This window comes from Pseudomonas sp. HP_08 (assembly GCF_055284095.1).
On sequence record NZ_JBTOQC010000007.1, the window covers coordinates 83,984 to 100,277 of the forward strand.

A 16,294-nucleotide genomic window follows, 5' to 3' on the forward strand; every position below is an offset into this window, starting at 1 on the left:
AAACAACGAACCGGAGCCACCCCTTGAACACTATTCCGTCCCCGGCCGACCCGGCGCTCGTTGCGCAGGCGGTGGCCAAAGTGAAACGCCATGTGTTGCCGCTGTTTGTGGTGATGTTCATCGTCAACTACATCGACCGGGTCAATATCGGCTTTGTGCGCAGCCATCTGGAAACCGACCTGGGCATTGGCGCGGCGGCCTATGGCCTGGGTGCCGGGCTGTTCTTCATCGGGTATGCGCTGTTCGAGGTGCCGTCCAATATCCTGCTGCAACGCTACGGCGCCAAGGTCTGGCTGACCCGGATCATGTTCACCTGGGGCATCGTCGCCACCGCCATGGCGTTTGTACCCAACGAAACCTGGTTCTACATCCTGCGCTTTCTGCTCGGTGTCGCCGAGGCCGGGTTCTTTCCGGGCGTGGTCTACTACTTCACCAAGTGGCTGCCGGCCGGCGAGCGCGGCAAGGCCATGGCGATCTTTTTGAGCGGTTCGGCGCTGGCGTCGATCATCTCTGGCCCCTTGTCCGGCGCGCTGCTGAACATCGAAGGCCTGGGGATGCACGGCTGGCAGTGGATGTTCTTCATCGAGGGCATGTTCTCGGTGTTGCTGTGCGGCTTTGTCTGGTTCTGGCTCGACTCGTTGCCCAAGGACGCCAAGTGGCTGAGCAACGATGAAAAGCAGGCGCTGACCGCCTGCATCGATGAAGAACAGCGCCAGCGCGAACAGGCCAGCGGTGACGGCCCGGCGGTGCATCAGTCGTCGCTGCGCTTGCTGCGCGACCCGCAGATTCTGTTGTTCTGCTTCTTGTACTTCTCGATCTCGCTGACCATTTACGGCTGCACCTTCTGGCTGCCGAGCATCATCCGCTCGATGGGCGGCCTGAATGATGTGCAGGTCGGCCTGTTCAACTCGGTGCCGTGGATCATTTCGGTGGCGGCCATGTACGCCTTCGCCAGCCTGGCGGCGCGCTTCAAGTGGCAACAGGCCTGGGCCTCGGCGGCGTTCGTGATTGCCGCCATCGGGCTGTTCATGTCGACCACTGGCGGGCCGGTATTCGCCTTCGTCGCCATCTGCTTTGCGGCGATCGGTTTCAAGGCTGCCTCGTCGCTGTTCTGGCCCATCCCGCAGGCGTATCTGGATGCGCGCATCGCTGCCGGTGTCATCGCGTTGATCAATTCGGTGGGCAGCCTCGGCGGCTTCGTCGCCCCGGCCACCTTCGGTTACCTGGAGCAGACCACCGGCTCGATCCAGGGCGGCTTGATCGGCCTGGCCACGGTGTCGCTGATCGCCGGCATCCTGGTGTTCATGACCAAGACCCGCAAAGGGCATGGCAAGGGTAACGACACCAAGCCCACATTCGTTAAAACAGGAGCTCAGTCATGAGGATCAAACAGGTTCGCGTCACTCCCATCGCCTTTCGTGACGCGCCGTTGCTCAACGCCAGCGGCATTCACGAGCCCTACGCGCTGCGTTCGATCATTGAGGTTGAAAGCGACACCGGCTTAATCGGCCTGGGTGAAAGCTACGGCGACGCGCCGGTGCTCAACGTGTTGCGCGCCATGCAGGACAGCCTGGTGGGGCTGGACCCGTTCGACCTCAATGGCCTGCGGGCGCGGGTGATCAAGACGGTGGCCGGGCTGCAACCGGTCAGCGCCGGTGCCGAGCTGGCGCCGGGTTCGCACCCGAGCAAGCAGGTGGCCAACGCCTATTCGGCCTTCGAGGTGGCGTTTCTGGATTTACAGGCGCGCTCGCTGGACATGCCGCTGGTCAACCTGCTGGGTGGCGCAGTGCGCCGCGAGGTGCCGTTCAGCGCCTACCTGTTCTTCAAGTACGCCGAGCACATCGGCTCACCGTACAAGCCCGACCGTTGGGGCGAAGGCATCAGCCCTGCGCAGATCGTCGCCCAGGCGCGGACCATGATCGAAGAGAACGGCTTCAAGAGCATCAAGCTCAAGGCCGGCACGATTCTGGGCCCGGAACATGAAGTGGCGTGCATCAAGGCGCTGCGCCAGGCCTTTCCGGAGGCGCCGCTGCGCATCGACCCGAACGGCAACTGGTCGGTCGACACCTCGCTGCGCATGGCCGAGCAACTGGCCGGGGATCTGGAGTATTTCGAAGACCCGTGTCCGGGCCTGGAAGGCATGGCCGAGGTGCACAGGCGCACCGGCATCCCGCTGGCGACCAACATGGTGGTCACCGACTTCGACGAGTTTCGCCGCAGCGTGGCGCTGAACAGCGTGCAGATCGTGCTCGCCGACCACCACTACTGGGGCGGCCTGCGCGATACGCAGATTCTGGCGCGGATGTGCGACACCTTCGGCCTGGGTGTGTCGATGCACTCCAACTCGCACCTGGGCATCAGCCTGATGGCCATGACCCATGTGGCGGCAGCGGTGCCGAACCTGGCGTATGCCTGCGACACCCATTACCCGTGGCAGGAACCGGACGAAGAGGTGATCAAGGGCGGTAAGCTGCCGATCGTCAACGGCTGCGTGGCGCTGCGCGATGCGCCGGGGCTGGGGGTCGAGCTGGATTACGACCAGTTGGGCAAGCTCAACGACCTGTACCACAGCTGCGGCATTGTCCAGCGCAACGACGTGACCCAGATGCAGAAGTACCGCGCGGACTGGACGGCGCTGAAGCCGCGTTTTTGAGGGTCAGCACGATTGCGGCGAGCCACAGGCCAGATGCGCAGTCGGCCGGTATCCATCACGAATACGCTGGATTTCGCCCGTGCCTTGCAGGGCAACGATCGCCGCATTGATTTGCGGCAACAGCGCGGCGTGGCGCGACTGGAGCATGATGCTCAGTGGCGCTTCGCTCAGTTGTGCGCCCCGGCGAAAGCGGTCGGGGTCGACCTTGCCGGTGGTCACCAGCGACTGGTACAGATCGTCGACCATGGCCACCGCATCGACGCGCCCGGCCTGTAGCAGGTCCAGCAGCGCGAGATCCTGAGAGGTTTCCAGCTTCAGCAGGCGTCTGAACTCGAACGCCGGGTCCAGCTTGCGATAGGTATAACCGCGCACCATGCCGATCGTGAGGTTGCTCAGTTGCTCGGCGGGCAATGTCGCGGCCGGGTTATCTGCCGCGAAATACAGGTGCTCGCGCACGGTCAGGTAAGGCACGGAAAACACATAGCGCGCCGCTTGCGCCGGCTCTTTCCAGCTCGGCGATTCGGCGTAGTTGAAATCGAGCTGACCCTTGTCGAGCATCGCCTGCAAACGGTTGACCGGATACGACACGAACTGCGTTTCAAGCTGCGCCTGCTTGAGCACCCGGCGGGCGATGTCCACCGACACGCCTTGCAGTTGCTCATGATCGTCGGCATAGCTGAACGGTCGCCATTCCGAGCCACCGGCCACATAGGACTGAGACTGGGCCTGGCTATAGACCGGCGATAGCCAGGCCAGCAGGCCTGCCGCAATCAAAGAGCGAAGTTTCATGCCTGGCGTCCTTTTCCGGTTTGACTCGAATCATCCTGAGTGTCGATCATGGCAGTCAGATGATGGCCGAACAATATCTGCTTTCAGTTGTTCAGGCGTGGCAATACATAGCGGCCTACCACGTACAGCGAGCCTTCGGAACTGAGGTGGCCATCGTCGATCTGCAACAGCGCGCCAGCGCCGTCGAGCCGCGCCAGGCAGGCGTCGGCGCGGCACAACTGGTCGATCAGCGAGACGAATTGCACGCTGGCCGGGTCGATCAGGCGCCGGGTGGCCTGGTCGACGGCCATGATGTGCCGGTTCAGGGCCGGGTCGCGGATGTACGCCTCGTTCAGGCCCCAATGGCGGCTGGCAATGACGCTGGGCAGCGAGGGTGTCCACTGCGGCACCGGGCCGACCAGCACGACGTGCCGGACGCCATAGCGTTTCAGGCGCGCGGCGATGTCGTTCCAGGCGGTCTTGTCGTGGTTGTCTTTCTGCGCCATGACCACCGTGTCCGGGTGCAGGCGCTCGATACTCTGCCAGGCAAGGTCGGTGGCGTAGGCGCAGGCCCGGCCCACATCGCCGCGCGGTTCCGGGCGGGTCAGGCTGGGCGGGCAACTGGCGGAGGTCACCTGATAGAACGGCATGCCGGGCGCCAGCAGGGTACGCAACCCCAGCGACAGCGCCTGGGCATGCGAGTCGCCCCACAGCAGCACACCCCCTTTACCTTGCGCGCGCGTACACGAGGGGTCGATACCCGATTCGCCACGCTGGGTCATGGCAGAAAAGGCATCGCACTTGAGCCAGTAAGGTTCGTACAGCGCGTGCTGGCGGTCGACATAAGCCTGGATAAAGCGGGCCTTGTCCGAGACACTCACGCTTCTCTGATTTAATACCACCCCTTTAGAAAGGCTGACCAGCGTCCCACCCACCAAGAGCAGGGTAATCGCGGTAGTGGCGGCGGTGAATGTCCAGATGGGTATCTTCCGGGCGATGGCGATGGGGTTTTCGATCAGTCGCCAGGAGGCCACGCCCAATCCCAGCGCAGCGCTGATACCCAGCAAAACGTTGCCGGTGTCTTCCAGCCAGCCGGCGTAGTTCATCAGCACCACCACCGGCCAGTGCCACAGGTACAGCGAGTAAGACCGCGTGCCAAGCCATTGCGACAGCGGGTTGGCGGTCATCACAGAGTTCGGCCGCGCCGCGGCGATCACCGCCCAGGTGCCGAGTACGGCCGGCAGCACCAGTTCGGCGGACCAGGCCTGACGCACTTCGATCAGACAGAAACTGGCCAGAATCAGCGCCAGGCCCACGCCTTCGAGCAAGCGTTGCTGAACAGCCTTGAGCTTCAGTGGAAACAGACATGCCACGCCGCCCAGCAGCAATTCCCAGGCACGGGTCGGCAGCAGGTAGAACGCCGGTTCAGGCCAGCGCTGTGCGGCGAACAGGCAGGCGGCAAACCCGCCCAGGCAGGCCGCCAGCACCCACCAACGCCAGTGATCGCGCCTTACCAGGCGCTGGAGCATCAGCAGGGCGACGGGGTAAAGCAGGTAGAACTGCCATTCCACCGACAGCGACCAGGTGTGCAGCAGCCATTTCTCGTGGGCATTGGCGGTGAAATACCCGGCTTCCTGCCAATAGACGATATTGGAGACAAAACCCAGGCTGCCGGCCACGTGTTTGCCCAGCGCGCTGTAATCGAGCGGCAGCAGATAGAACCAGCCACCCACCAGCAGCACCGCGCACAAGGCCGCCAGCGCCGGAATGATGCGCTGCGCGCGTGAACGGTAGAACGTCAGCAGGCTGAACCCGCCGCTGTCCAGGCCGCGCAGGATGATGCCGGTGATCAGGTAACCGGAGATCACAAAGAACACATCCACCCCGGCAAAGCCGCCAGGCAGCCAGGCCGGGTGAAAGTGATAAACCAGCACGGCAAGTACCGCGATGGCGCGCAGGCCATTGATGTCTTTTCTGAAAAGCATAGAGAAGGGCCGTCAAGTGGCGGGAAGGGGAGGCGTCAGGCGAATGATTTTCGGAAAGTTGCTCAGCGGGACCGACGCGGCGCAGCGCTCGCCCTCACACTGCCAGGTTCGCTCACTGGTAATTTCGCCGCGTTCGGCATGCACGGTGTCGAGCCATTGCACCGGGCCACTCATGGGCGTGTGGCTGAACACCTGCTGTTCACGCGGCGCACCGATGGCCCAGGCGACCAGCACGCGCTCTTCGCCCTTGCTGAAATGCAGCTGATACAGCTGATCGGTCAGCGTGCTGGCCTGGGCGTCATAGCGGTAGTCGCGAATCACCGGCGCAATGGCTTTCATCAGGGTGTAGGCAGGCTTGGGCGACAGGTCTTCATTGAGCACGCCGAAGTTGTTTTCCTGATCGAAACGGTCAGGCCCGTCGTTGTACAGGTCGTACCACCACATGCCCTTGATGTTGGGAATGCTGCGCGCCAGAAACCAGATGCGCGTCATGTACAGCGCCTGGGTGACTTCACTTTTGCCGCACGCGCCCTGATGGCTGGGCCAGCCGACTTCGGTGAGGTAGATCGGCACATCACGGCCGGCCTTGTTGCGGATGTGTTGCTCGTAGCCGCTCATCCAGCGTACCCAGGCTTCGGGCGTGTTGCCGTCGTTGGCCGCGCAATGCGCGTAAGGGTGTACAGAAAGTCCGTCGATCAGGGCCAGCGCGCCGCTGTCGATCAGGTGATCGGCAAAGCCGTATTGCATGCCTTCGGGCGTCACCGCGCCGGCCAGGATTTTGGCCGGTGTGCCGGGCGCCTTGAGCGTGTTGTTACGGATCACCGGCACGGTCTTGTGCACCAGGGCGGCGTAATCCAGGGCGAGCTGGCGATCACTGGGCGCTTGCAGGTCCCACTCGTTCCAGATCTCGTAGAAATCGACACGGTTGCCCAGTTGCTGGCTGACATAGTCGACGTACTTGAGAAACGGCCCGGTAACCATGGGAGTGCGCGGCTTGGCGTTCTGATGAAACCAGGTGCTGTAGCCGAGAATCGCCAGGCGGCTCATGTGCAGTGTTTCGGCTTCGGTCAGGTAGCGTCGCCACTGATCGGGGATAAGCAGATGGTGCGGCGTGCGTTCGGCACTCGACCAGAGAATGTCGTCCTTGACCGAGTTGAAGCCGGCTTGAGCTGCCAGCGTCATCGGCTCTTTCAAGGGGCGCTCGATATTCATCAGGTGCGTGGTAATGCCCAGAATGAATTCAGGTTCGGCCTGGAGTTGGGGCTGTGCCTGGGCCTGGCCGTGGGCTGCCGGCAACCACGCCAGTGCGCCGGCCAACAGGGCGGCAATGCTGCGGATTTGCAATCCGCTTACGCGCGCCACTTCAGTTCACCGTCTGGAAGGGTAGCAGCTGGAACTCCTGCGGATGCTCGTTGTGCATGTCGGCAAGGCTGCGCGCGCTGAGCACATGGCCGATCACCAGGCCGAGAAACAGATTGGCGATGGCGATCTCGAACAGGTCGGTGGTCCAGCCGATCAGGCAGCAGCAGACCGCAATCGACAGCAGCATGCGCGCCTGGCGGCTGCCGTCTGCGATCAGGGCAAACAGCAACGGCACCTGCAAGGCGTACAGCAGCAAGCCGGCCAGCCCGAGCATGGCCCACAGGTACAGCGCGGTGCTGTCGACGCCGGACAACAGTTGCGCGCCCATCACCGGAAACAGCGCCTGGGTACTGCCGACCATGCCGAAGCCCGCGCCGCTCAGGCTCCAGCCTTCCAGGCTCATGACCTTGAACAGGTTGGGCCAGGTGTTGTTCAGCCGGTCATACAAGGACGCCAGCGAACTGCTGCTACTGCTGACCGTGTGCGGGTCGAAGTCACTGACCAGCCCCAGCAACGGCAGCAAAAGACCCACCGCGACCACCAGCACACACAGCACCCGGCAGGTCCAGTGCAGGCGCAGGACCAGCATCAACATCAGGGTCAGCACGAAGGCGGCGGCAGGCGCCTTGCTGGTGGTCATGATGATGGCCGCCAGCGCGACGCCGCACAGCATCGTCCTGAGCGTCAGCGAACGCAGGAACAGCAACAGGTACAGGCTATACAGGGCGATCAGCCCGGACAGAATGTTCGATACCCGGGCAAAACCGGCGACCCGGTCCTGATCGGCGTCGCTCCAGGACGTATTACCGGTCAACTGCGTCTCGCCCACGCTGTAGCTGTAGCCTTTCCAGGGCACCTGGGCGTACTTGTCGAGCAACAGCCCGACCAGCGAAGCCAGCAGGCAAAAGGCGATGGCCTTGCCAAACAGTGTCTGGCGCTGCAACAGGTGCTGGCTGCACACCAGCCCGAACAGTAACGGGCTGATCGCGAACAGACTGAACGCCAGGTTGTAGAGGCTGGCGCCATGCAACATCCCCAGCAGCGCCGAGACGACCCAGGCCAAGAGGCACAGCCAGAACACCCGTCCACCCTTGAAGGTGAACAACTCCAGCACGAACAGCACGATGCAGGCGGCTTTGGGCAGGTACAACACAGGGCCCAGGCCGGCCTGGTCGAAGTAATAGCGCAACGCGCCGGAAAAGGTCTCGACCAGCAACAGGCTGATCGCGACCCAGACAATGACCGTGGACTTATCGAACGCCAACAGCGACGCGCGCGCGTCGTGGGCTGCGAGTGCAGGATTCAACGTCATGTGGATGTGCCTTCAAGCAGGCGCAGGCATCAATTGCACGGTAAGCAGAAACGCTACCGCCAATCGACCGCGCGGGAGGGGTCGATGCAGCCAGGGGCTTCGAGAAAGTGCAGAGAGTCTGGAGCGAACGCTCCAACGACGTGACAGGCCTCTATAACAGCCCTAGATGGGCGGGCTGTCAATGCATGGAGCAGAAAAAGCCGGAAGCAATATCGCGTGTGACGATTTTTGGAACGCGACTAGCCTTGGCCCGTACATCGATATTGGATTGAGGTTTATCGCATTTTGCGATATTTTTTGATAGTCAGGGACGACGAGGCATTCGATGCGTGTATTGACCAAGGCGGCGGTAACGTCAGCCATTCAGAAGTATGGCCAATGGCAAGCGCCGCTCAGCTTGTGGCTTGCGACGTTTGATAGAACAAACCTGCGCTTTGAATCTTTTGATCAGATTCGCTCGGTATGGTTAAACACATCAGGCTGGAATACCGACCGCATCCCTTTTAGCCGATTGAAGAACGCCAGCAGAAAAGGGCCTCTGGATATTTATATTTTCGACATCAGGAAAAACGAGTGTCGGGTCATCACCTGGATTAACCCTTTGAATGGCACGATTTATATAAAAGAGATCTTGCCGCACTCAGGTTATGACAAGTGGTGCAAGCATGACGTCAATTAGGGGCGAGCAAGGACAGCAGGCAGCCTCTGAAACCTATGGAATGACAGGTAACCGCATGATGAACGACACCGTTGCGCCCTTTGACTTGAAGACAGTCATTGCAGGTATAGCCCCTTTGCTGGAGGCCTTGAGTGATCGCGCCGCGATTATGTCCCGGCTGTTGTCGGCCGGGCATGAACCTATTGGTGATGACGATGAACTGAAGGTCCGGATGGCCTTGATCGATGAGCTTTATTCCCACTCCCACGAGGCAGACGATGTGGCGGCACGCTTTGCCGAAGCCATTGCGGATCGTGTGTATGAATATGAGGCGCAAACCGTCCTGGTTCCCTATGCGTCACAGGCTCAGGCACTGGCTTTTCTGATGGATGATCGTGGTGTCAGGCAAAAGGATTTAGCGGCCATTGCAACCCAGAGCATCATTTCCGAGATTCTCAACAACAAGAGAAAAATGACCGTGGCCCATATCAAAGGGTTTTCGGCGTTTTTCGATGTGCCTGTTGAGTTCTTCATGCACGGTGCGGTTTGAATTGAAGGTTGCAGGACCAGCCGCCCGGCTGGTCCTGCATGCCCTGTCTATTACGGGTACTTGCGCTGGTCCGGTGCCGGCGGGAAGTACTGGTACAGCCACGTTTCGCTCATCGTGCGATCGCCGGAGCGGATGAACAGGCGCATTTCAACCGGGTCCACCGAGTCGCTGTCCGGCAGCCAGTCGAACATCACGCGGTAGCCCTGGATGTCCGGCAGGTACTGGATATTGAAATCCTGGGTCTTGCCATGCGAGACCTTGAGGATCGGCTCGATACCCGCGCCTTCGGGCAACCGGTCCAGGCCGCCGCCGTGGAAGTCGACCGCAAAGCGACGGGCCCAGTACTTGGGATAGTGCTCGCCCGGGGTCCAGCCTTCCAGGAAGCCGCCCATGCCTGAGCGGGTGGCGTGGATCTGCGCCAATGGCGTGCTGACCGGGGGCAGGGCGCTCCAGAACAGTTTGTAGCTGTAGTTGAGCGAATCGCCGGCCTTGACCTTGGTCTTGGGTGTCCAGAACACCACGATGTTGTCCATGGTCTCGCCGGTGGTCGGGATTTCCACCAGGCTGATCTCGCCTTCGCCCCAGGCATTGGTCGGTTCGACCCACAGGCTCGGCCGGCGGCTGTACCAGACCACGGTGTCCTGGTAGCTCTTGAAGTCATGGTCGTACTGCACCAGGCCGAAACCTTTCGGGTCTTTGTCGGCGAAGGCGTTGAATTGCAGTTTGGCCGGGTTGTTCAACGGGCGGCAGATCCACTCGCCATTGCCGCGCCACATCGACAGGCGATCGGAGTCGTGCAGTTGCGGGTGGATGCTGTCGCACATGCGGCGCTCATGGGTGCCGCAACTGAACATGCTGGTCATCGGCGTGATGCCCAGTTGGTCGATATCGGCGCGGGCATTGATGTGCGCGTCGATTTCCATGACCACTTGCGTGGCCTGGCAGTCGATGTCGAACTTGTAGGCACCGGTGGCGCTTGGCGAGTCGAGCAGGGCGTAGACCGTGAAGCGCGTGGCGTTCTTGGACGGGGTCTCGAACCAGAACTTGGTGAAGTCGGGGAATTCTTCCTGGCGCTTGGCAAAGGTGTCGATGGCCAGGCCGCGAGCCGACAGGCCGTATTGTTTGGTGTTATCCACCGCACGGAAATAGCTGGCGCCCAGGAACGACAAAATATCGTGGACGGCGATTTCCGGTGCCTTGAACAGCTTGAAGCCGGCAAAGCCCAGGTCGCCCTTGACCAGATTCTTGTCGATGCCACTGCTTTCATAGTTGAACAGCTCGTGGCGGAAATGCACTTCGCGGGCGGTCTTGCTCTTGGGGTCGACGCTGTACATGCGTACCGGCGTCTTGAAGCCCATGCCGACATGGAAAAACTGCACGTCGAGCTGGCCTTGGACTTCTTTCCACAAGGAGTGCTCGGGGTCATAGCGGATGGCGTTGAACTGCTGCGGGGTCATGTCCGCCAGCACGGGCGGCAATACCTGCTTGGTGCTGACGTAAGGCTTGCCGGAGAGCTGTTTGGCCTGGGCCTGCAACGTTGCGAAATCGAACGGTTCTTTTTCGCCATCGGCTGCCGCGGCGAGGGCGCGCGCAGCAAAAAGACCCGAGGCGGGCAGGGCGCTGTACGCGGCCACCGCCATGGATGCTTTCAGGAGATTCCTGCGGTTCATAAAACTGAAGCCTCTAAAAAATGCTGTGCATCCTGCACAAAAAAGCGCGCCAACGTCTCCTTGCCGAACGCAAACTACCCACAACAGATAACAAAGACGAGATGCGGTTCGAAAAAAACTCAATAAAAACGCCGTGCCTGTTGATCAGGACGGCGTCAAGGCTGCGGGTTACGCGGTATTGCGGGCGAAATGCTGCAATATTCAGCAATCATTTCGCCAGCCTGAAATAGCCGCTTCAGGTCCACCAGTAGCGCACGAGATGGAAGAAGATCGGCGCCGCGAAGCACACCGAATCCAGCCGGTCGAGCATGCCGCCGTGGCCTTCGATCATGTGCCCCCAGTCTTTTACCCCACGGTCGCGCTTGATGGCCGACATGACGATGCCGCCGGCAAAGCCCAGCAGGTTGATCAGCACCGCGATCGCCAGCGCCTGCAACGGGCTGAACGGGGTGATCCACCACAGCGCCGCGCCGATCATCGACGCCAGGGCAATGCCGCCGGCAAAGCCTTCGACGGTCTTGGACGGCGACAGGTTGGGCGCGATCTTGCGCTTGCCGAACAGCTTGCCGCACACGTACTGCAAGACATCGGAGAGCTGCACGACGATCACCAGCCAGGCGATCAGCAACAGGTTGCGGCCTTCGTAACCGGGAATATCGAGGGTCAGCAGCGCCGGCACATACGACACGCAGAACACCGCGATCATCAGGCCCCACTGAACCTTGGAGGCGCGCTCCAGGAAGTTCTTGGTGTCGCCGCCCAGCGACGCCAGGATCGGCAGCAGCAGAAACACATAGACCGGAATGAAGATCGAGAACAGGCCGTACCACTTGGTGGCGATCAGCACGTACTGCACCGGCAGCGCCACGTAGAACGCCGCGGCCAGCGCCGGGTAGTCGCTGCGCCGGGTCGGGGTCAGGGTCAGGAACTCACGCAGCGCATAGAACGACACCGCGTAGAACAGCAGGATCACCGCCGTGTAACCGAGCCAGAAGGCCGCGCCGATGACCAGCACCATCACCCACCAGGCGTTGATCCGGGCGTTGAGGTTGTCGATCACCGCATGCGGGCCACGCGCCTTGAGCTTGAGGACATAGCCGATCACCGAGGCCAGCAGCAGAATGACGCCAATGCCCATGAACAACAGTTGAGTCTGGTTCTCCATCATTACTGCTCCGCCGCCAGGGCCAGCAGCGCTTCACGGCTGCGGGCAAGAAAATGCTCTTTGCTTTCGTCTTCTTCCAGACGCAACGGCGCACCGAAACTGGTGGTGCACAACAGCGGCAACGGCAGGAAACGGCCCTTGGGCATGACCCTGTTGAGGTTGGAAATCCACACTGGCACCAGCTCCGCTTGTGGGTAACTCTTGGTCAGGTGGTAAATCCCGCTTTTGAACGGCAGCAGGCCTTCGTCCGGGTTGCGCGTGCCTTCGGGGAAGATGATCAGCGAATGGCCTTGCTCCAGGGCGTCGAGCATCGGTTGCAGCGGGTTGCTGTGTTCATCGGTGCGATTGCGGTCGATCAGCACGCCGTTGAACACATTGTTGATGATGTAGCGGCGCAGGGCGCCTGACTGCCAGTAATCGGCACCGGCCACCGGGCGGGTGAAGGTGCGCAGGTTGCGCGGCAGCGAGGCCCAGAGCAGCACGAAGTCGCCGTGGCTGCTGTGGTTGGCAAAGTAGATGCGTTGCACCGGTTCCGGCGTGCAGCCCAGCCACAGGCTGCGAGCGCCGGTGACGCTGCGCGCCCCGGCGGTGATAAGGGTGGCTACCACAGATTCGAACATGACAATTCCTTTAATCCTTCAATGGAGCAAGGGCAAAATCAGCAACGCGCCCAGCAGAACAACGACCTGCAAGGCGACGAACAACAGCTGTTGGCGCAAGAGCCTGAGCGCACCCTGGCTGCGCACCGCCCAGGGGCGGCCAGCCTTGTCGGCCGGTTGCAGGCCGAGTGCGGTCAGGGCCTGGTCCAGCGCCTGGGTGGTTTCCGACAACGGCCGGGCATCATTGCCCAGCTTCTGGAACAGGTCGGCGTCGAACGCTACGCGCAGGGCGTAGTACTTTTCGATGAGTCCGAAAATAATCACGCAGATGACCGGCAGCACGAACGACAGGCTGCCCGACGTTATCCACAGCCGAACCAGACCGGCCGCCAGGCTGACCAGCGTCAGCCCGGTGGACAGATTATCCAGCGTCTTGCCACGGCGCAGCAGGCTGGCTACGACATGCAGCTGCATCTCTGCGCTCATGACATGTGGCTCAGGCTGTGCCGGTGTTCTGCGCGCAGAACGACGCCCGGCCGCGCCTTGTTCAATAGCGCGATGGCGTCATCCACCGAACTTGCCCGCCCGGTGTACAGCAGCCATGCCGCCACGGCAGTCGCGCTGCGTGAATAGCCCAGCGCGCAGCACACCAGCAACGGGCCGTTCTGACGCAGGGCTTCGATGGCTTGCGCTGCCGCCAGGCAGTGCGCGGCATCGGCGGCAATCAGATCCAGTTGCGGCAGGCTGTGGTAGGCCCGCGTACCGACCGACGCGGGAAGCTCGGCGCACAGGTCGACAATCGCCGCAAAGTGTTGCGCCGGCTGGCTTTCAGGGACGCGCCCCAGCCAGACGTTATCGATCACCTGATCGGCCTGAGGGCGCTTGCGGGTCCACAGCCGCGAATTCAGCCACGCGCCGACCAGGTAAGGCGCCAGCAGCCAATACGCGGCGGGTGACAGGCTGCCGTCGCTGCGCTTCTGAAAGCCTACGGCGTCAAACAGCAGGTAATTGAGCGCCACCAATGCCAGCGAAAAAGCCGGCCACAACAGCCACAGCCAGCCGCCACCAAGGCTGAAGGCCGGCCAGGCCAGCAGTCCGGCGCCCAGCGCGTAATACGCCGTCAGCCGCAAGCGCTTGGGGTTGCGGGTCAGGCGTGCCGCGAGTAACGGGCTGCGGCCTTCATCGGGCCACAGCCACACGCACAGCCAGCCGGCCAGTGCGCCGGTGGGCAGGTCGATGAAGTGGTGCTGCCAGGTGGTCAGCACCGACACGCCGATCAGCGCGAACCAGCCATGCAGCAGCCAGCGCCAGGCGCTGTGGAATAATCGCGCGTAGCGTTCGAAACACACCCACAGAATCACCAGCAGGGCGATGTGCAGCGAGGGCGCCTGGTTGAAAGGTTTATCGAAGCCGGCCAGCACGGCGAACAGCCAGCCGAACACGCCGTCCATTTCCGGGCGCTCGAAGGTGAAGCGCAGCGGCCACAGCAGAAAGCAGCTGACTGCCAGCAACTGCGCACTGAGCAGGCGCAGGCCATGAGTATCCAGTTGCCGGCGGGTCAGGCAGGCCAGCAGGGAAAAACCGTAGAGCAGATCGATGGACCAGTACGGCACGATGGTCCAGGCCCAGAACGGCATGTGGCTTTCCCAGGCGAATACCAGCGTACCGACGTCGTCGCGCTGGGCCGTGTACCAGGTGGCAAAACCGTAGGTGCCAAAGAACAGCGGCGCCAGGCACAGCAACCAGACCACGGCACGTTTCCACAGCCCTGGTTCGCGCAGACTGTTCACGACAACGCTGCTCACGGCAGACGTTGGGCGATGGAAACGCTGAAAATGCCCCACTCATCGATGCGCTGGGTGATCTTGCGAAAGCCTGCGGCCTCGACCAGTTGATCCATTTCTGCCTGGGTGCGCCGACGCATGACCCAGGCCTGACCGGCACGGTGGCTGGTCAGCGCACGGGCGATCAGCTCCAGCTGCGGGTGCCAGGGTTGCCCGGTGTAGACCAGATAACCGCCAGGCTCGACGGCCGCCGCCAGGCCGGCCAGCGAATCGCCGACCATCTTGTTACTGGCGAACAGCTCGTACAGGCCCGACACCACGGCCAGGGTCGGCTTGGGGTCGATGACGGCAAGGTCGGCGCGGTCGAAGGCATCGGCCTTGATGAAGCGGGCGATCTCGTCCAGGTCCAGTTGCTCGATCAGCGCGCTGCCTTGCTGGACGTTGATGTCGCTGTAGTCACGCAGCAGGATCGACTCGGGGCGCGGTTCCACACCCTTGAGCGCATCGAGAATGTAGCGGCCGTGGCCGGCAGCAATGTCGACGATACGCACGGGACGCTGTTGCTCGTGCAGCCGGTGCATGGCCAGGCGCAGCAGTTCTTCGAGGTGCACCTTGCGCTGGCGAATGCCTTTCCAGCCGATCGATTGCAGGTAGTTCTGGTCGATCACCCGGCCCAGGCCACCGCGCCCGGTCGGTTGATTGCGGTACACGTAATCCAGCGTGCTGCCGGAATCGAAGCCGGTGTCGAAGCCCAGTTTCACGCCATTGGAGAACTTGCTGCCCAGGCGCAGGCCGGCACGGGTCAGGCGCCAGTACAGATCGCGCAACGAGTTACGCGGCAGCGGCGCGGCCAGGGTTTCGGCCTCGGCGCAGGTGGCGCCGAGGCGGTCGGCATCGAGCAGGGCAGGGCTTTGCAGTGGTCGTTCGAAGGCCTGGCCGACAAAGCGGCGAATGCGCACCAGCGCCTGTTCGCGGTCACGCTCACCGAGGGTGTCGTGGAAGAAACCGGGCAGCACGTGCTTCTCTTTATGCAGGCTGCCCAGGCGATCGAAGAAGCGTTCTTGCGGCGCGCGATGCACGACAAAGTCGGCACCGGAGATCAGCACCTGGGTCGGCACCTGAATCGCCTGGGCGTCGGCCACCACCCGCTCGGCCGCTTCATACAGGCCCAGCAGCACATTCACCGAGATGGCCCGGGCAATCAGCGGGTCGCTGTCGTAGGTCACCTGGCGGTGGCGGTCATGGGTCAGAAAGCGTGCCTTGACGTAGCTGTTGACGAAAAAGTTGCCCTTGATGCGCTTGAGCAGCGCCAGGCCCTGACGGGCAAAGGGCACGTACAGCTTGATGTCGAAGGCCGGAGCGGCCAGCACCAGCGCGCGGATTTTCGGTGCGTAGTCGTGGACCCAGGTGGCCGCGATGACCGCGCCGACACTTTGGCCGATGACCGCGATATTGCCGATGTCGATCACATGGCTGGCGCCGATGTGCTCGATGAAGGTCTGCAGGTCTCGTACGTTGGTGGCAAAGCTTGGGCTGTAGCCACGCTCGCCCGGCGACTGGCCGTGGCCGCGTGCATCCCAGGCGAAGAAGTCAAAGCCTGGCAGGTCGAGTTCTTCGACCAGGTGGGCGATGCGCCCGGAATGCTCATGGCCACGGTGCAGCAGGACAATGGCCTGACGCGAGCTGCCGGGCATGACACCCCTGGCCGGCCAGTGTCGATAAAACAGCTCGACACCGTCGTGGGTACTGAAATGCAGAGCGATCACGTCGCGCATGGCGGGTTCCTTT

14 protein-coding genes are annotated in these 16,294 nt (G+C 62.2%); 4 read left to right on the plus strand and 10 right to left on the minus strand.

The window, feature by feature from the left end; translation table 11 throughout:
• Nucleotides 1–23 precede the first annotated feature (23 nt).
• Entirely contained in the window at nt 24–1,382 is a 1,359-nt protein-coding gene (locus tag ACYAS9_RS08315) for an MFS transporter (RefSeq protein ID WP_463567831.1), read from the plus strand.
• A complete protein-coding gene (locus ACYAS9_RS08320; protein ID WP_463567832.1) occupies nt 1,379–2,653 on the plus strand; it encodes a glucarate dehydratase family protein in 1,275 nt (424 codons plus the stop codon). The genes ACYAS9_RS08315 and ACYAS9_RS08320 overlap by 4 nt, the downstream gene beginning before the upstream one ends.
• 3 nt (nt 2,654–2,656) lie before the next feature.
• Here ACYAS9_RS08320 and ACYAS9_RS08325 read toward each other — a convergent pair whose 3' ends face one another.
• The 4 genes from ACYAS9_RS08325 to ACYAS9_RS08340 all read right to left on the minus strand — a co-directional run bounded on the left by ACYAS9_RS08325 (nt 2,657) and on the right by ACYAS9_RS08340 (nt 8,080).
• A complete protein-coding gene (locus tag ACYAS9_RS08325) occupies nt 2,657–3,442 on the minus strand; it encodes a substrate-binding periplasmic protein (protein WP_463567833.1) in 786 nt (261 codons plus the stop codon).
• Between the two features lie 83 nt (nt 3,443–3,525).
• The gene (locus tag ACYAS9_RS08330; protein WP_463567834.1) at nt 3,526–5,406 is read right to left on the minus strand and encodes an acyltransferase family protein; all 1,881 of its coding nucleotides are present in this window, start codon (nt 5,404–5,406) and stop codon (nt 3,526–3,528) included.
• Between the two features lie 12 nt (nt 5,407–5,418).
• A complete protein-coding gene (locus ACYAS9_RS08335) occupies nt 5,419–6,768 on the minus strand; it encodes a glycoside hydrolase 5 family protein (RefSeq protein ID WP_463567835.1) in 1,350 nt (449 codons plus the stop codon).
• A 1-nt stretch (nt 6,769) separates the two neighbouring features.
• Complete coding sequence (locus ACYAS9_RS08340) at nt 6,770–8,080, minus strand: hypothetical protein (protein WP_463567836.1); 1,311 nt, start codon at nt 8,078–8,080, stop codon at nt 6,770–6,772.
• A 325-nt stretch (nt 8,081–8,405) separates the two neighbouring features.
• Here ACYAS9_RS08340 and ACYAS9_RS08345 point away from each other — a divergent pair, with 325 nt between their 5' ends.
• On the plus strand, nt 8,406–8,759 hold the full coding sequence (locus tag ACYAS9_RS08345) for a type II toxin-antitoxin system HigB family toxin (RefSeq protein WP_463567837.1): 354 nt from the start codon (nt 8,406–8,408) through the stop codon (nt 8,757–8,759).
• Between the two features lie 55 nt (nt 8,760–8,814).
• Nucleotides 8,815–9,288 (plus strand): helix-turn-helix domain-containing protein, encoded by a 474-nt coding sequence (locus ACYAS9_RS08350; protein ID WP_463567838.1) that lies wholly within the window; start codon nt 8,815–8,817, stop codon nt 9,286–9,288.
• Between the two features lie 50 nt (nt 9,289–9,338).
• Here the strand turns inward: ACYAS9_RS08350 and ACYAS9_RS08355 are convergent, their stop codons facing one another.
• From ACYAS9_RS08355 to ACYAS9_RS08380, 6 genes are all read right to left on the minus strand, one after another.
• Complete coding sequence (locus ACYAS9_RS08355) at nt 9,339–10,958, minus strand: glucan biosynthesis protein (protein WP_463567839.1); 1,620 nt, start codon at nt 10,956–10,958, stop codon at nt 9,339–9,341.
• A gap of 235 nt (nt 10,959–11,193) precedes the next feature.
• Nucleotides 11,194–12,123: a phosphatidate cytidylyltransferase gene (locus ACYAS9_RS08360; protein ID WP_463567905.1), complete on the minus strand. Its 930-nt coding sequence runs from the start codon at nt 12,121–12,123 to the stop codon at nt 11,194–11,196.
• 2 nt (nt 12,124–12,125) lie between these two features.
• The gene (locus tag ACYAS9_RS08365) at nt 12,126–12,743 is read right to left on the minus strand and encodes a lysophospholipid acyltransferase family protein (RefSeq protein ID WP_463567840.1); all 618 of its coding nucleotides are present in this window, start codon (nt 12,741–12,743) and stop codon (nt 12,126–12,128) included.
• Nucleotides 12,744–12,761: 18 nt separating this feature from the next.
• Nucleotides 12,762–13,208 carry a hypothetical protein gene (locus ACYAS9_RS08370; protein WP_463567841.1) on the minus strand — a complete coding sequence of 149 codons (447 nt, stop codon included), beginning with the start codon at nt 13,206–13,208 and terminating at the stop codon, nt 12,762–12,764.
• Nucleotides 13,205–14,503 (minus strand): phosphatase PAP2/dual specificity phosphatase family protein, encoded by a 1,299-nt coding sequence (locus ACYAS9_RS08375; RefSeq protein WP_463567906.1) that lies wholly within the window; start codon nt 14,501–14,503, stop codon nt 13,205–13,207. Before ACYAS9_RS08375 ends, ACYAS9_RS08370 begins: the two co-directional genes overlap by 4 nt.
• Before the next feature lie 20 nt (nt 14,504–14,523).
• Complete coding sequence (locus tag ACYAS9_RS08380; RefSeq protein ID WP_463567842.1) at nt 14,524–16,281, minus strand: bifunctional alpha/beta hydrolase/class I SAM-dependent methyltransferase; 1,758 nt, start codon at nt 16,279–16,281, stop codon at nt 14,524–14,526.
• Nucleotides 16,282–16,294 lie beyond the last annotated feature (13 nt).

Excerpts from the sequence above, each read along its gene's own strand:
- ACYAS9_RS08320 (WP_463567832.1), top strand. The coding sequence starts at position 1,379 with ATGAGGATCAAACAGGTTCGCGTCACTCCCATCGCCTTTCGTGACGCG.
- ACYAS9_RS08325 (WP_463567833.1), bottom strand. The coding sequence starts at position 3,442 with ATGAAACTTCGCTCTTTGATTGCGGCAGGCCTGCTGGCCTGGCTATCG.
- ACYAS9_RS08330 (WP_463567834.1), bottom strand. The coding sequence starts at position 5,406 with ATGCTTTTCAGAAAAGACATCAATGGCCTGCGCGCCATCGCGGTACTT.
- ACYAS9_RS08340 (WP_463567836.1), bottom strand. The coding sequence starts at position 8,080 with ATGACGTTGAATCCTGCACTCGCAGCCCACGACGCGCGCGCGTCGCTG.
- ACYAS9_RS08345 (WP_463567837.1), top strand. The coding sequence starts at position 8,406 with ATGCGTGTATTGACCAAGGCGGCGGTAACGTCAGCCATTCAGAAGTAT.
- ACYAS9_RS08350 (WP_463567838.1), top strand. The coding sequence starts at position 8,815 with ATGATGAACGACACCGTTGCGCCCTTTGACTTGAAGACAGTCATTGCA.
- ACYAS9_RS08355 (WP_463567839.1), bottom strand. The coding sequence starts at position 10,958 with ATGAACCGCAGGAATCTCCTGAAAGCATCCATGGCGGTGGCCGCGTAC.
- ACYAS9_RS08360 (WP_463567905.1), bottom strand. The coding sequence starts at position 12,123 with ATGGAGAACCAGACTCAACTGTTGTTCATGGGCATTGGCGTCATTCTG.
- ACYAS9_RS08365 (WP_463567840.1), bottom strand. The coding sequence starts at position 12,743 with ATGTTCGAATCTGTGGTAGCCACCCTTATCACCGCCGGGGCGCGCAGC.
- ACYAS9_RS08370 (WP_463567841.1), bottom strand. The coding sequence starts at position 13,208 with ATGAGCGCAGAGATGCAGCTGCATGTCGTAGCCAGCCTGCTGCGCCGT.
- ACYAS9_RS08380 (WP_463567842.1), bottom strand. The coding sequence starts at position 16,281 with ATGCGCGACGTGATCGCTCTGCATTTCAGTACCCACGACGGTGTCGAG.